Raw genomic sequence first — 13,862 nt, 5'->3', positions numbered from 1 at the left:
GGATCCGGGGTCCGGGGAAGATCTTCTCGGAAATTCACGCTAACGACGTTCCGGTGTTAGCTCCGGCAAGGTCGGTGAAATTCGATGGATCTAAGCGGCTGCCTCGACGGCCCGTTTGATGGCACGGTAGACGGTTGACCGGGCTACGCCGAAGAGTTCGGCGATTTCACCAGTCGTGTGCGTTCCCGCCCCGTGAACGGAAACCAGGTGTGCTTCCTGGGCTTTGGAGAGTTTGGGTTGTTTTCCGCGTAGCCGGCCCTTTGCCTTGGCAACGGCCATCCCCTCACGGGTTCGTGCCCGAATCAGGTCTGCCTCGAATTCGGCAACCATTCCCAGCACATTGAAGAGGAGTTTGCCCACGGGATCGGTGGGGTCATGGACGGAGCCGCCGATGCTGAGCTTGACCTCGCGACGGGTGAGCTCGTCAACGATGTCCTTGGCATCTCGCAGTGACCGGGCCAGGCGGTCAAGCTTGGTCACGACCAGGGTGTCCCCACCCCGGCAGGCGGCCAGCGCCTGCCCAAGCCCAGGCCGCTCCCTATTCGCACCGGTGAGGCCCTGATCGGTGAAGGTCTTCTCCGGCGACACGCCCAAGCCAAGCAAGGCGTTCTTCTGGACGGTGAGGTCTTGGTCATTGGTGGATACGCGCGCGTATCCGATGAGGAGTCCGGTCATGGTTTTGAGTGTACCGTTTAGCCCCCCATCACCGGGCTTAATTGCGGGCACGGTATACGGGAATCTGACATGTGCGGAAACACGCGGTTTTGAAAAAAGTCCGAAGTCGTCTGCACACGCTCCGCTGGCCGACCGTCTTACGGGACAGGGATGACCATGCGTGATGTCAGGGTCTTGAGGTAAGAATTTCCTGTCTGTGACAATCCGACTTATCTAGAAGTTGGCTCGGGGTGAAGGGTTCGAGTCATGTAGTGGCTGTGAGTATCTTCAATGTAGGAGCCGAATGGCTGACATTGATCGAACCCATGTTTTTTGTACAGTGCCCGGGCTGGTGCGAAAAATTCCATAGATCCGGTCTCCAGAGATATGCGATCTACCTTGCGCGCTCTCGCCGTGGCCAACACATGGTGTAGCAACTGCGAAGCGATTCCTTGTCCGCGAAAGTCCGGGTCGGTACGCATGCTCTTGAGCTCCTCGTGTCCCGGTGTCAGTACCGCCAACGCGCAGGTTCCCGCTATCCGTTGTTCCTTCCACGCTACCCAGAGTTGAACTGTGGGCTGCCGAAGTGCAGACAGGTCCAACGCGTGCTGAGATTCCAGCGGAGAATGGGGAGCCATGTCGGCAAGGTGCTCTTCAAGGAAGATACTCAAAGCGGGATCGTCGAAGTTTGCGAGTTGAATGTTCAGCGTCATAGCCACAAGTTAACAACTCTATGTATCGGGGATGTTAAGTGCGGAAAATTTCCCGTCAACCATCAAACCGATTTCACAAACATTTCCGTTAGACCTTCCCTTGCGGGCGGGGATATGTTCAGGGAAATGTTGCCTCGTTTAGGTCTCCAGGTCCTCATCGGGGTTCCTCAATGGCCGAAGTTCGGTTCCTGTGGCGCCTGCAGTGAAAGAGTAGCGGCCCAGCATATTGATGTGTTCCGAAACCAGCGGCGACAGGCGTTGCACGTCCTCGTCTGCAACGTTGTGGCCGCGGTCGCGGAGCCCGCTGAGTGCGGCGTCCAGGTAGCGGGTGTTCCACAGGATGACGGCGTTCAGGACCAGGCCAAGGGCGCCGAGTTGGTCTTCCTGGCCTTCCCGGTAGGACTGCCGTATCTGGCCCCTCCTGCCGTGGAAGATGAGTCTGGCCAGGGCATGCCGGGATTCCTGCACAGTCAACTGTGTATGGATTTGCCGGCGGTACCCCTCATCGGCATCGATGAAGTCCAACAGATGCTCGGTCTTGGCAATCCTCCCGTACTCCGCCAACGCCTTCCCGAGCAGCGTCGGTGCCCCGCCTCCCTGGGTGACCCGCAGGACTTCCGAGGCACGCACGGTCCCGGCAGTCAGGGACCCGGCAAGGCGGAGCATGTCCGGCCAGTTCGACGTGATGAGATCCAGGTTGATGCGGTTGCGGCCGGCCACCGCGTTCAGCTTCCCATAATCCGCCGTGGCGTCGATGCGCCAGAACCGTTGGTCCGGCAACCCGGCCAGTCGGGGTGAGAACCGATATCCGAGCAGGGTGAAAAGCCCGAAGACCTGGTCCGAGTAGGAGGCCGTGTCAGTGGCGACCATCTCGGGGCGTTGGCCGCCGTCAAGATCGAGCAGCCCATCGAGAATGTGCAGGGAATCGCGGACCGTTCCCGGAACCACGACGGCGCCCAGGCCGGAGACCTGGTCGTTGAGATAGTTCAGCCAGGTCAGGCCGCGGCCCTGGCCGAAGTAGCGCGGATTTGCCCCGGCATTGACGGTGGCCACCGGCACCACGAACCGCATCCCGTCGACGGACGCCAGCAGGCCTGTGCCCCAGCGTTGCGCGAGTCCGAGACCGGACTGGGCCTTGATCAGGCGGGCGTTGGCCGCGCGCAGCGTATCGGCACGCACATAGTTTTGGTCGACGTGGCTCAGGCGTCCACGTGTCAGGGCGGGGTGGCCATCCCTTACCACCGGTGTGAGTCCGACGTTGCAGGCCTCGGCCACCAGGAGGGCTGCGACGGAGACATCGAGCTGGACCATCCTCGCGGAGGCCTCCGAGACGTGGCTGAATTCCGAGAGGAATCCCGTCCAGGAATGTACTTCCAGCAGCACATCGGGCAGGTCCACCCTCGGCAGTATCCCGGAGACCATCCCCCGCAACTGCGTCAGGGACTCCGGGACCTTTTTGGCTTCCAGGGGTGAGAGGTGGACTTTGCCGGCATCATCAATCCGTACCGTTGGATTGTCGGCCAACTGCTCAGCCGCCGCACGATATCGGGCATCAAGGCGGTGGCGCACACCAGCCAGATGCTCCGTTGGCTCTTCGGGCAGCTGGAGTGCCCTCAAGGTCTCTTTTTTGGTGGCCTGCCACGCCGGATCGGTCAGCAACCGCGCCCGAGGGTCTCCCCAGCGACGCCCGCCCACCACGAAGATGTCCCGGCGCCGCAGCGCCTTGTGGACGGCCACCGTCACTGCCACCGTGTAGGCCTTGCGGTCGATTTCCTCCGAAGCCGTGACAAGGCGCTGCCAAGTTGGAGAGAGTACGGACAGATCAACCTCGGCAGGGTCTTTCTTGCGGCCGTCCAGAACTTCCGGCAGTGCCGTCAGCGCCGCCAACGTTGGCGTCCCGCCCGCGGTGGCCCCGAAGGGTGCCGCCTCGGCCAATGCTGGCAGGAACGAGCGCACGGTGGCGAACCGGCGCAGCATCTGCCCCGCAGTGTCAGCCTCGGCACCCTCGGGATTCACCACTTCGTTCACCACCTCCAGCGCGGCGCGTAGCTCGGACAAGGAAACCTGATCGGCCAGCACCGAGGCGGCCTCTGCGCCGGAATAATCCGTGTTGTCCAACACCTCGACCAGTGTTTTCGCGGCCTTCGCCAATTGCAGCGAGGCCTTGGACAAACGGGGCAGGGACTTCAACCGGGCGGCAGTGGATTCCCTGGTTGCCTTGCGCAGAACGCGTTCGTTGACAATGGCGTCCAGGGCATCACACAAATCATCGGCAACCTCCGACGTCAATGCGCGCACGGCACAAAGCAGTGTCGCACCCCGGCGCTGTCCCGATAGTCCTCGAAGCGATGAGGCCTTGCCCGCCAACCCGTAGCGGGCCAGGGCGTTCATCCGGCCCTCGGGGATCATCTCCACATCAATGGACCCGGCACCCAGGGACCGCAAGCGACCCAGCCGCTCCAACTGCCGCAACAATTCCGGCACCGAGACCCTCGAAGGCCCGGTCCGCAGCCGTTCCCACGCGGTCAACCGTGACCCCTCCCCAACGCGAAGCAGACCTTCCAATTCCAGAATCAATGCGGGGCCGGCCGCGTCCACCAGCATGGAATGGAGGCGGTCATTTGCTCCGGAGCGGACCTCTAAAACCAGTCGTGTCAACGTGGAGACGCCGGGGAGAAGGACCTTGCGCTCACGCAGCCAGAGAGCTGCCCGTTCAAACAAACGCACCGGTCCCTCCGACGAAGTCCAGGCCCGGGCCTCCAGAAACAGCCTCAGCTCTTCGTACCTGGCCGGATCGGAGAAATCCGCATACCCGTACTCGGTGGAGATTTCCGCGGCGTGCTCGTACCCGGTCTGTCCCCGCTGCGCATACAGCTTGAGCACGGAAGCATCGGCAATGCCCAGCTGCCCGGCCAGGGATTCCACCACCGGCCACGGAACAGCCAATGGATCCGTCAAAAAACGTCCGACTACCCGCACCGTGATCAGTTGAACAGCAAATCCCAGGCGGTTGTGCATTCCCCGGCGGCGACCAACCACCGACAAATCGGCATCGTCCAACCAACAGAAACGTTCCAGGTCCTCCGCTGGTACCTCGTCGGGGAATCCGCTGAACCCTGCGACCTGCTCATCACTTAGAAAATCGACCGCCATGTCACCCATTCAACAGGCCGCTGACTCCTTAGCGTGAATTTCCGGGCGATTCTTCCCCAGACCCCGATCCAGGCGAGTGCTTCTTCGCGGGTTTTGGGTCGTGGGTAGTACGTCATGGTTTCCGGGTCTCCCAGCAGCTGGGCCATCTCGCTGAGATCGCTTTCTTGCATGCGCGCGTACTGGAGCCGATGCGAGCGCGGCACGATGATCTGATTCATGGGGTAGTAACCCTAAATCCCGAAGGGCGCGGCGTAGCGGACGGTGCCCGCTGGGAAAGTCGCTACCGAGTCTTCTTCAAGGTTGAGCACCATGAGCGACTCTTCGGGTACGTCGATGCTGAGTCCTACTCCGAACGTCGCGGCTCGTTTGAATCCAAAGCGCGGGTAGTACTCGTGATGCCCTAGGACAACCACGTATTTCTCCCCTTGTGCTCGCGCGGCGTTGAGGACCGCGGTGATCGCGGCGGATCCTGCTCCCGTGAATTGATACTCGGGAAGGACCGCGCACGGGGCAAGGGCGAGGGCGGGCGTCTCCCCCACGTAGCATCGCGTGAGAAGCGCGTAGCCTACCGGCCGGTCTCCATCGCACGAGAGCATCGAGAGCCCTGGCATCCATGCCTCTGGATTCTTGCGCAGAGCATTCACGAGGTCTGCTTCTTCCTCCGTGGGGAAGGCGGCGGCGTTGATGCCATGGATATCGGCTTCATCTCCTGCCTGTTCGGCTCGTACCGTCCACGCTGACGCGAGTGGCTCACCGCTCTCCTCGGTGATCTTCAGCATCGCCTCTCCGGAGGTTGCATCCACGGGCACTGACGCATGCTCATGAACAATGAGCCACTCTTCGCCGATTCGCTCAAAAAGCCAGGTCACCCGTCGGCGTTGGTGCTCGGTAGGAGTGAAGTGTTCTTCGCTATCACCGGTGACCAGCGTGTGCCGCACTAAGGCACTCACGCTCGCTGCGCCGTCGTACTCCCTGAGATCCAGGAAAGAGAACGAAAGAACCAGCCGCTCACCACTGGCGGCGCGAGCCAAGAGCGCACGCGCAGATTCCCGCGCACCATCCGCCCCGCGCCGCTCCCACACCATCTGCGCATCGAAAATACGGGCGCTATCACTGAATAAGGAAGCAAACGCTTCGACGTCCTTGTCATAGATGGCGTCCCGATAGCGCCGAAGGAAGGCCCTCAACGGGAAGGTGGAGCTCACAGCGTTCACGTCCTTCCTAGTGATCGCTACTCGTCACGGGCAAATACCGGTTCCACCACTCGAGAATTGCCTCGAAGCGTTGCTTACGGTGCCATGGCGTACCGGCGCGTGAGAGCTCGTGGTTCTCCCCCGGGAACACCAACATTTCCACCTCGGTGCCTTGCAGCTTGAGCTTGGTGAAGTACTGCTGCGCTTGTTCGAACGGGCAGCGGTAGTCCTCTTCCGAATGAATGATGAAGGTGGGGGTGGTGTTGTTATCTGCCGCTGCGTAGGGACTCTGGCGCCGTTGCGCTTCAGCGTCACGTCCCATGTATTCGCCCAAGAAGAACCAGCCAATGTCGGAGGAACCCTGGAACGCGTACGGCTCCAAGCAGCCGCGTTCCACAATGGCTGCGGTGAAGCGGTGGTCGTGGCCGATGAGCCAAGACGAGAGGTAACCGCCATAAGAGCCGCCCATCACGCCGAGCCGCTCACCGTCCAATTGCGGGAAGCTGGCGACGGCTTGCTCGAGGAAGGTGAGAACGTCGCTCGCGTCTACGGTGCCCATTCCACCCTTGATGGCCTTGCCATGGTCCAGACCGTAGCTGGCAGAACCTCGCGGGTTGCAGTGCAGTACCGCATACCCGGCGCCGGCGTAGACCTGTGGCTCGTCGAAGAACGCCCAATCGTGTTGGTGGAACGGCCCACCGTGGATATTCAGCAGGACCGGGTGCGGTCCTTCACCTTCGGGGATAAAGACCCAGCCGTGGATTTCCGTGCCGTCACTGGCCGTTGCAGTAAATTCTTGCGGCGCAATCACGGTGGTTGCATCACGCAGTGCGGCACCGAAGTCGGTGATCCGCGTGTAGGCGCCGTTAGTGAGGCTCGCGAGATCCGCTGGCGTCTGTGGGTCTGAATAGGTCACTACGACGACGCCGCCTTGCGTTGCCGCAATACCTTTGACAACGCGTTGGCCTGCGTCAATGCGCTGGGCGCCCTGAGACGACACGAGTACCGGCGACGCGCTGCCTCGGTGGCGACTAATGGCCCAAACGCCAGCGGTTGCGGCCGGAACCAGAGCAGAGGTTTCGGAGAAGTCATCCGCATTCAGGTCCGTGAGCAACCTAAATTCATTTCCCGGGGTGCCATCCCCCAAGGAGTAGACGCCTACCGGTTGCCCCACGAAGTCGGTTCCCGTCGATCCCAGTGCGCCACCGAGCGCGTACAGGATGCCGTCCTTGCCAAATCGCGCCGATTCCACACCGACCTCACCGGACGTGGTGGTGACCAGCTCCGGAGCGGCAACTTCAAGTGTTACGTGGTTATCAGACAAGTGTTCGAAGATGCGTTCTAGAGGGACACGGTAGACATCAAATTGGAGGTCCGTCTGCGCAGATTCGTGCAACGCGGCTCCGAAATACAGCCATGCTCCATCGGGGCTGAATTCAGGTGCGACAGCGTCCGTGTCGATGCGCGTCACTAGAACTGCGCGCGGAACACCCTTTTCACCGCCGAGAACGCCCAAATGTGTTTCATCAACCGTTGAGGTTCCACTCGCCGGATCCTGGCTTACATCTTGGCTTACATCTTTGCCGGCGCTCGCAGAAGCGGACTTCTTCTCTGCCTTAGCGGCTCGGCCCTTGAGCTCCACGTAAGGTTCTTCGTCCACGGGAGGAACAGCGAGCACGTAGAGGCCACTGCGTTGATCAATCGTGAAACCGGCGCCGTTGATGCGGTACTGCACGGTGGTGATGCGACGCGCATCCTCTTGACCACCAGAGATTCCCTCCGTGGTTCCGTACCGGTCCTCTTCTGGTCGCGCCGCTTCAAAGGCAATCCATGTGCCATTTGGGGAGAACGTGAAGGAGCTGACGCCGAGCGGCGCTGCCGTAATAAGCCGCGCTTCTCCTCCATCGCCAGGGGCAATCGCCACTTGAGGCTTACCGTCCGAGTCTTTGCGCAAGAAAGCCAGCACGCTGCCATCCGGAGAAAACTGAGGCGCCCGGTCACCCAACGCTTGAGTGATGCGGCGCGCGCCGGAGCCATCGACCTTTATGTCCCACAACTGGCCCGTATAGGAGTCATTGCGAAAATTGGGGCGAACAGCTGCAACAACCACTCGCGAGCCGTCAGGATGTAGCGCTGGCGCAGATAGGCTAGTGAGCAGGTCGATATTCTCCGGTTTCATGTCGCGAGCCTACTCGATTCACCCCCTTTGTGAAACAGTTATTGAACGGTATTTTTGTGAATTACTCCCCCGTGACCGATTGGTCCGACGTACTGGTATGCCCCGTCTGCGCAAGCGAGTTGGTGCTTTCTCAGTCCGAAATGCCTCACCCCTCAAAGCTCGCGTGCGAGAACGGGCACCAGTACGACGCCGCACGTCAGGGTTATTTCAATCTCCTCACCGGCAAGGGCACCAAGTTTCGCGAGGACACCCAGGACATGGTGGCAGCGCGCTTGAGGTTCTTAGAAGCGGGTCACTACGCACCCATCGCCGAGGCAGTGGCGTCAGCTGTTCCTACGGATGCGTCCCTGATCTACGATGCCGGTTCCGGACCGGGCTACTACCTTGAACGCGTCATGAACGGAATGAGCTCTTCAGATGGCACGCGGGCTATCGCCATGGACATTTCCCGCGCCGCCGCAAAGTTCGCGGCTAAAGTTCCAAAGACCCTTGCACTCGTCAGTGACGTGTGGAGTGTCCTGCCAGTAGCGGCAGGAAGCGTTGACGTTGTCCTCAATATCTTCTCCCCGCACAACGCCGAGGAGTTTCGGCGGATTCTGCGTCGCGGCGGTCGCGCCATTGTGGTCACACCGCTCCCCCATCACCTCCAAGAGCTACGCGACGCGCAACTGGGGTTGCTGACTATTCAGCGGGAGAAGCAAGCCAAAATCCACGAAACCTTCTCCGAGGGCTACGCGCTCATCCAGGAAGAAAGTCTCGAATTCTCGCTGACTTTGAACCCTGACGAGGTCGCTGACCTTGTGGCGATGGGTCCGGCAGGTCACCACGAGCCCACGTCAACGGAAACTGAACAGCGGACGGTGAGCTGCGGCGTCGTCATTACCGTTTTTGAAAAGAAATAAGCAACCTACAAAAATTCGGTAACTTTTTTAACGCAAGTACGCCTCAAGGCGGACGAGATTGCGATCCAAAACAGGCATAGTGGTACTCGAGATTTGTATCTAAATGGTCAGTCAGGAGCGAAAAACCGGCATGTTTGAGTGGATTATCGCCAATGGGTGGGTGTTCTGGCTGGTGCTGTTCTTGGTGCTCGCTGTCATCGAAATGGTGTCTTTGGACCTCTACTTCATCATGCTGGGGCTCGGCGCGCTGGGCGGCGTCACAGCCGCACTGTTGGGGGCCGAATTCTGGCTACAGGCCCTTGTCTTTTGTGCGCTTTCTCTTGTTCTGATTTTCATGTTGCGCCCGCTTGCCATCAAGCATCTGCGGAAAGCGCCGGAGTCGTTGCGCACCAATATTGAACGGCTCATTGGCGAGGAGGCTCTTGTCTTGGAGCCCACCAGCAGACTCATGGGAAGCGCCAAAATCGGTGGCGAAATCTGGACCGCTCGCACCGAATCAGGTGCACCCCTCCAGCCGGGAACTTACGGGTCTGTGGTGCGCATTGAAGGCGCCACCGCCTACCTACGCCCCCGAGACACCGAATAGTTCAGTCACTATCAATCAGCAGCACATCTGAAAGGGGGACGGATGCCAAGCAATGGTGGCGCAACCGCAACAGCGATTGTCCTTATTGTTCTTGCAATCTTCGTGATTGTTGTTCTCATCCGCTCAGTTCGAATCGTTCCGCAAGCCCGCGCGGGAGTTGTGGAAAGACTCGGAAAGTACCAACGCACGCTCGGCCCGGGCCTGACGTTGCTCATTCCGTTCGTGGATCGACTTTTGCCGCTTCTGGATCTGCGCGAACAAGTGGTCAGCTTCCCACCGCAGCCGGTCATCACGGAAGACAACTTGGTAGTCAGCATCGACACCGTGGTGTATTTCCAAATCACGGAGCCACGAGCAGCGACCTACGAAATCGCCAATTACATCCAGGCCGTCGAGCAGCTCACCACCACCACGCTTCGTAACGTGGTGGGCGGATTGAACCTCGAAGAAGCACTCACCAGCCGCGACCAGATCAACGGCCAACTGCGTGGTGTGCTGGATGAAGCCACGGGTAAATGGGGCATCCGCGTTTCACGCGTGGAGCTCAAAGCTATCGATCCGCCGCTGTCCATTCAGGACTCCATGGAAAAGCAAATGCGCGCCGAACGCGATCGGCGTGCCGCGATCCTCACTGCCGAGGGCACCAAGCAGTCACAAATTCTGACAGCGGAAGGTCAGCGACAAGCGGCCATTCTGGCCGCCGAAGGCTACGCTCAAGCCGCCGTCCTTCGCGCTGACGGTGAAGCTCAAGCTATCCAGAGAGTCTTCGACGCCATCCACGCCGGCCGGCCGGACCCCGAGCTTCTCGCGTACCAATACCTTCAGACGCTGCCGAAGCTGGCTGAAGGCAGCTCCAACAAGTTGTGGATCATCCCCAGCGAAGTGGGAGAAGCACTCAAGGGAATCGGCGGAGTCTTGGGAAATGTGGGACACAGCGCCGGAAACGTGGGACACAGCGCTACAGAAGCGTCTGCCCCGAAAGCCGACCCTGCGTCGTCGTCCTCCGAAAATCCGGAACCGCCGCGCCCGTAAACAGGCGTCTGCGTGCAAACCAGTAGCAACAAGCGCCCCATAAGTGAGCAATCGCCCAGCTTCGAACCCTAGATGCGCCAGAAGCTGGGCGATTTCGCTATACTTGAGTGTCTTTGCGGGAATGATTCTAGGATCTGGCTCGTTAAGTAAAGGCGAGTAGTTTATCTAGCGGAGGGAAGACAGTGAGCGATCGCAGTTTGCGCGGTATGCGCCTGGGAGCACAGAGCATGGAGACGGAGTCTGGCGTTGAGCCGGCACCTCGCCAGCGCGTCGAGTACCGCTGTGAAGACGGCGAGCAAGTGTTCGTCATGTTTGCCGCCGAGGCGGAAGTACCACCCACCTGGACATCTAAGACCGGCAAGGAAGCCGTGTTGGTCAACGGCGAAAAGCCTGTTGATAGCAACGAAAAGCCAGTTCGTACCCACTGGGACATGCTCATGGAGCGCCGTTCCGTGGACGAACTCGAGCAAATCCTTGCCGACCGCCTGACGAAGCTGCGCGAATCCCGCGGCGAGGTCAAGGCTTCTAAGTAGTTCTTAGAACGACTCCCAACGACGAAAAACCTCAACTTAGTGTCTACGTTGAGTACGCTCGTTGGGAGTCGTTTTTTATGCCTAAGCTACGGGATTCTCACACGTAGACATCTACAAACAATAAAGAATCGGCGGCGGTTCACTCCCAGTAAAGGGGGTGAACCGCCGCCGATTCTTGTTGAAAAAGAGCTTGCCACTTCCCGCTCACAGCGCGGAACGGTAGAGCCTGACGTTCTAGCGTCCCAAGCGACGCTTGATCTTTCCGGACAGAGTTTCCACGCGTGCCGAAAGTCCCCAGCGAACAACGTTCACCATTGCCTCCGTGACAATGTTTCCGCTCATCTTTGAGACGCCGAGCTCGCGCTCAACGAACGTGATGGGAACTTCCACGATGCGCGCGCCCATGCGGGCCACGCGGAATGTCATGTCCACCTGGAATCCGTAGCCCACGGAGTCGATCTGGTTGAAGTCCATTGCCCGCAGGGTCTGTGCCGTGTAGGCGCGGTATCCGGCGGTGATGTCACGGAGCTTCAGTCCCAGCATGATGCGAGAGAACTGGCTACCGCCCAAGGAGATGAACTTTCGGTGCAACGGCCAATTCACAACAGAACCGCCCTTGACCCAGCGCGAACCGATAACCAAGTCAGCGCCGCGCGGAATTTCAGCCAAAAGACGTGGAAGCTGCTCGGGTTGGTGGGAGCCATCTGCGTCCATCTCAACAAGGACGTCATAGTCCCGTTCGAGTCCCCAGCGGAAACCGGCGATGTAAGCAGCGCCAAGTCCTTCTTTACCCTTGCGGTGCATCACATGGATGTTGGAATCATTCGCAGCCATCTCATCCGCGATGGCACCGGTGCCGTCAGGGGAATTGTCATCCGCAATCAGAATGTGCACATCCGGTGCCGCGGCACGAAGACGGTTGACGGTAATCGGCAAAGACTCCCGCTCGTTATAGGTGGGAATGATTGTCAGTACCCGCACGGGCGGAATCCTCCTGAAGAGACATAAACATGACGTCCCCCGTCACTACCGGATGAGGGGCACTCATTACCCTACAGGCAGAAATGAGGGAGTCCGCGAAACTTCGGGCCAAGACTCGACAGTGTGACGCATCTTGTTTTCTAAGGTTTCACGGACTCCCTCGTGCAGTGCTGGTTTTACCAGCCAGGAAAGCCTTTCGACTCACCCGTGACCTTCCACACTAGTAGCTCTGACGAACGTGTCAACCGCTACCTGACTAGGGAATTCCTAAATACAACCTAGTCACTTCGGAGTGGCGACATCCTTTAATCTACTAGTTTGACAATTGATCGAACAGAATGTTTCCATCCTTGACCGTGCGGAGGCACTGCGGGCTTCCGCTGTCCAAGGTCGGCAACAGCGGCGTTCCGGCCCGCGTGTCGGTGCTCCACGCGGAAACTCGCTCATCCGGGGTCTGGACAGAAAGTTCCCATGGCTCCCACACTGCAAAGGTTGCCGGGGCACTTGGACCCAGTTGGCCCAAGAACGGGCTCGCCTCACGAATGGCACGGTAACCGGCCCGAGTGTGCGCAATAAAAGCGGCCTTGGCAGACAAACGTGCGGCCGCGTGGTTCAGCGAGAACGCCGCAGCTACAGTTCGCCAAGGATTCGCTTCGGTCACTGGCGAATCAGAACCAAAGGTCACCGGAATGCCGGCGGCCAACATGGTTCCAAAACGGTTCATGGTTTCAGCCCGCTGTTCACCGACGCGCTGCGCGTACATGCCGCCAGACCCACCCCAGTGCTGATCAAAGAGAGGTTGAACCGAGACAGTAATGCCGAAGGCTGCCAATGCCTGAATGTGCGCATCGCTAGCCATTTCCACGTGCTCTAGGCGGTGTCCCGCACCCCTGAGTCGGTCCGCGCCCACGACGGCGGCGGCGCGCTCCAGCGCCTCTACTACGGTGTCCAAACCGCGTTCGCCGATCACGTGGAAGCCGCCTGGAATTCCCGCAAGGGTGCACGCCACGAGGTGAGCTGCGGCGTCGTCCGCTGAAAGATACAACTGACCGCTTTCGGCGGCAGCGTCCGCGTAAGGTGCGTTCAAAGCGGCCGTCCTAGATCCCAAGGATCCGTCAACACGCAAATCGCCGGCCAAGCCGCGGACCACGCCAGGACCAAACGAACCAACGAGTTCGCGAGCATGCGCCTCATCGCGCGCCAACTCTCCCCACAAGGAGTAAACGGTGGGAAGCGAGTCCTGCTCAGCGTTGGCCAATGCGGCCAAGGATTCCAAGTCAGCGCGGCCAGAGATATGTGGAGCAGCATTCTCCACCACAGCTCCGTAGCCACGGGACGCGAAGTGCTCGAGCGCCTTGCGCTGAAGCAGCTGAAGCCCGGATGCCGAAAGTTCGTTGACGGACTGACGTGCAGCAACGTGCTGCTCCCCCGTCAGCCGGTCCGCATCGGCGGAAAGACCTAGGCGGTTCTGGAGCGACTCGTTAGCAATTCCCGAGTGCGCATCCACGCGCGTCAGATACACCTCTTTGCCGCCGGAAGCGCGCTCAAGCTCTTGCGGGGTAGGCACGCGGTGGCCGGCCCAGCGAGACTCATCCCAGCCGTGGCCCACTACGCGATCATTGGTTTTAGCGTGCGCAGCAACTGCCTCAAGAACCGCCTCGGCGCTCTCTGCTTTGCTCAGGTCCAAGCCCGTGAGTGCCTGTCCCGTCTCCGTGACGTGCACATGCGAATCAACAAACGCCGGCGTAATGAGCGCGCCGTCAAGGTCGATAACGGTCATGCGGGAATCCTTCAAAGACTCCGCGGCCGCTTCCCCGCCGATCCACGCCACTTGACCGTTTTCCACGATCATGGCCGTTGCATAAGGATCCACCGTGGAATAGATGAACCCATTGCGGTAAAGCGAAATCTCCGACACTGTACTGGTACTTCCCTT

General features: G+C 59.9%; 12 protein-coding genes. 4 read left to right on the top strand and 8 right to left on the bottom strand.

The features are described from left to right. Window positions 1-90: 90 nt before the first annotated feature. The 6 genes from HD598_RS02930 to HD598_RS02905 form a co-directional block, all read right to left on the bottom strand. Window positions 91-675: a recombinase family protein gene (locus HD598_RS02930; protein ID WP_183663685.1), complete on the bottom strand. Its 585-nt coding sequence runs from the start codon at window positions 673-675 to the stop codon at window positions 91-93. A gap of 209 nt (window positions 676-884) precedes the next feature. Further along, window positions 885-1,367, bottom strand: a complete 483-nt coding sequence (locus HD598_RS02925) for a GNAT family N-acetyltransferase (protein ID WP_183663683.1) — start codon at window positions 1,365-1,367, stop codon at window positions 885-887. A gap of 138 nt (window positions 1,368-1,505) precedes the next feature. Further along, a complete protein-coding gene (locus HD598_RS02920; protein ID WP_183663681.1) occupies window positions 1,506-4,520 on the bottom strand; it encodes a Tn3 family transposase in 3,015 nt (1,004 codons plus the stop codon). Next, on the bottom strand, window positions 4,502-4,738 hold the full coding sequence (locus tag HD598_RS02915; protein ID WP_183663679.1) for a GNAT family N-acetyltransferase: 237 nt from the start codon (window positions 4,736-4,738) through the stop codon (window positions 4,502-4,504). Before HD598_RS02915 ends, HD598_RS02920 begins: the two co-directional genes overlap by 19 nt. A 12-nt stretch (window positions 4,739-4,750) precedes the next feature. Beyond that, window positions 4,751-5,725 (bottom strand): GNAT family N-acetyltransferase, encoded by a 975-nt coding sequence (locus HD598_RS02910; protein ID WP_183663677.1) that lies wholly within the window; start codon window positions 5,723-5,725, stop codon window positions 4,751-4,753. A gap of 16 nt (window positions 5,726-5,741) precedes the next feature. Continuing rightward, a complete protein-coding gene (locus HD598_RS02905) occupies window positions 5,742-7,892 on the bottom strand; it encodes a S9 family peptidase (protein WP_183663675.1) in 2,151 nt (716 codons plus the stop codon). 56 nt (window positions 7,893-7,948) lie between these two features. Between HD598_RS02905 and HD598_RS02900 the strand changes: the two genes are divergently transcribed. From HD598_RS02900 to HD598_RS02885, 4 genes are all read left to right on the top strand, one after another. Beyond that, window positions 7,949-8,794, top strand: coding sequence for a putative RNA methyltransferase (locus HD598_RS02900; RefSeq protein ID WP_183663673.1), 846 nt, complete (start codon window positions 7,949-7,951; stop codon window positions 8,792-8,794). 130 nt (window positions 8,795-8,924) lie between these two features. Beyond that, window positions 8,925-9,380, top strand: a complete 456-nt coding sequence (locus tag HD598_RS02895; RefSeq protein ID WP_071893602.1) for an NfeD family protein — start codon at window positions 8,925-8,927, stop codon at window positions 9,378-9,380. 42 nt (window positions 9,381-9,422) lie between these two features. Next, window positions 9,423-10,412 carry an SPFH domain-containing protein gene (locus tag HD598_RS02890; protein WP_183663671.1) on the top strand — a complete coding sequence of 330 codons (990 nt, stop codon included), beginning with the start codon at window positions 9,423-9,425 and terminating at the stop codon, window positions 10,410-10,412. Window positions 10,413-10,594: 182 nt separating this feature from the next. Next, entirely contained in the window at window positions 10,595-10,945 is a 351-nt protein-coding gene (locus HD598_RS02885) for an RNA polymerase-binding protein RbpA (protein ID WP_071893604.1), read from the top strand. 234 nt (window positions 10,946-11,179) lie between these two features. Here the strand turns inward: HD598_RS02885 and HD598_RS02880 are convergent, their stop codons facing one another. Together HD598_RS02880 and HD598_RS02875 are read right to left on the bottom strand one after the other, a co-directional pair. Further along, window positions 11,180-11,926, bottom strand: a complete 747-nt coding sequence (locus tag HD598_RS02880; protein WP_183663669.1) for a polyprenol monophosphomannose synthase — start codon at window positions 11,924-11,926, stop codon at window positions 11,180-11,182. A gap of 313 nt (window positions 11,927-12,239) precedes the next feature. Then, window positions 12,240-13,844, bottom strand: coding sequence for an amidohydrolase (locus tag HD598_RS02875; protein WP_311538929.1), 1,605 nt, complete (start codon window positions 13,842-13,844; stop codon window positions 12,240-12,242). Window positions 13,845-13,862: the final 18 nt, after the last annotated feature.

It is taken from the genome of Neomicrococcus aestuarii (assembly GCF_014201135.1).
In the GTDB taxonomy this organism is placed as follows: Bacteria; Actinomycetota; Actinomycetes; order Actinomycetales; family Micrococcaceae; genus Neomicrococcus; species Neomicrococcus aestuarii.
Note: the sequence above shows the minus strand (reverse complement) of the source record. Positions and strands in the feature narration are given on the sequence as shown.

Bases quoted from the DNA above. Each gene is read 5' to 3' on its own strand.
- HD598_RS02920 (WP_183663681.1), bottom strand. From the start codon at position 4,520: ATGGCGGTCGATTTTCTAAGTGATGAGCAGGTCGCAGGGTTCAGCGGA.
- HD598_RS02895 (WP_071893602.1), top strand. From the start codon at position 8,925: ATGTTTGAGTGGATTATCGCCAATGGGTGGGTGTTCTGGCTGGTGCTG.
- HD598_RS02930 (WP_183663685.1), bottom strand. From the start codon at position 675: ATGACCGGACTCCTCATCGGATACGCGCGCGTATCCACCAATGACCAA.
- HD598_RS02890 (WP_183663671.1), top strand. From the start codon at position 9,423: ATGCCAAGCAATGGTGGCGCAACCGCAACAGCGATTGTCCTTATTGTT.
- HD598_RS02905 (WP_183663675.1), bottom strand. From the start codon at position 7,892: ATGAAACCGGAGAATATCGACCTGCTCACTAGCCTATCTGCGCCAGCG.
- HD598_RS02915 (WP_183663679.1), bottom strand. From the start codon at position 4,738: ATGAATCAGATCATCGTGCCGCGCTCGCATCGGCTCCAGTACGCGCGC.
- HD598_RS02925 (WP_183663683.1), bottom strand. From the start codon at position 1,367: ATGACGCTGAACATTCAACTCGCAAACTTCGACGATCCCGCTTTGAGT.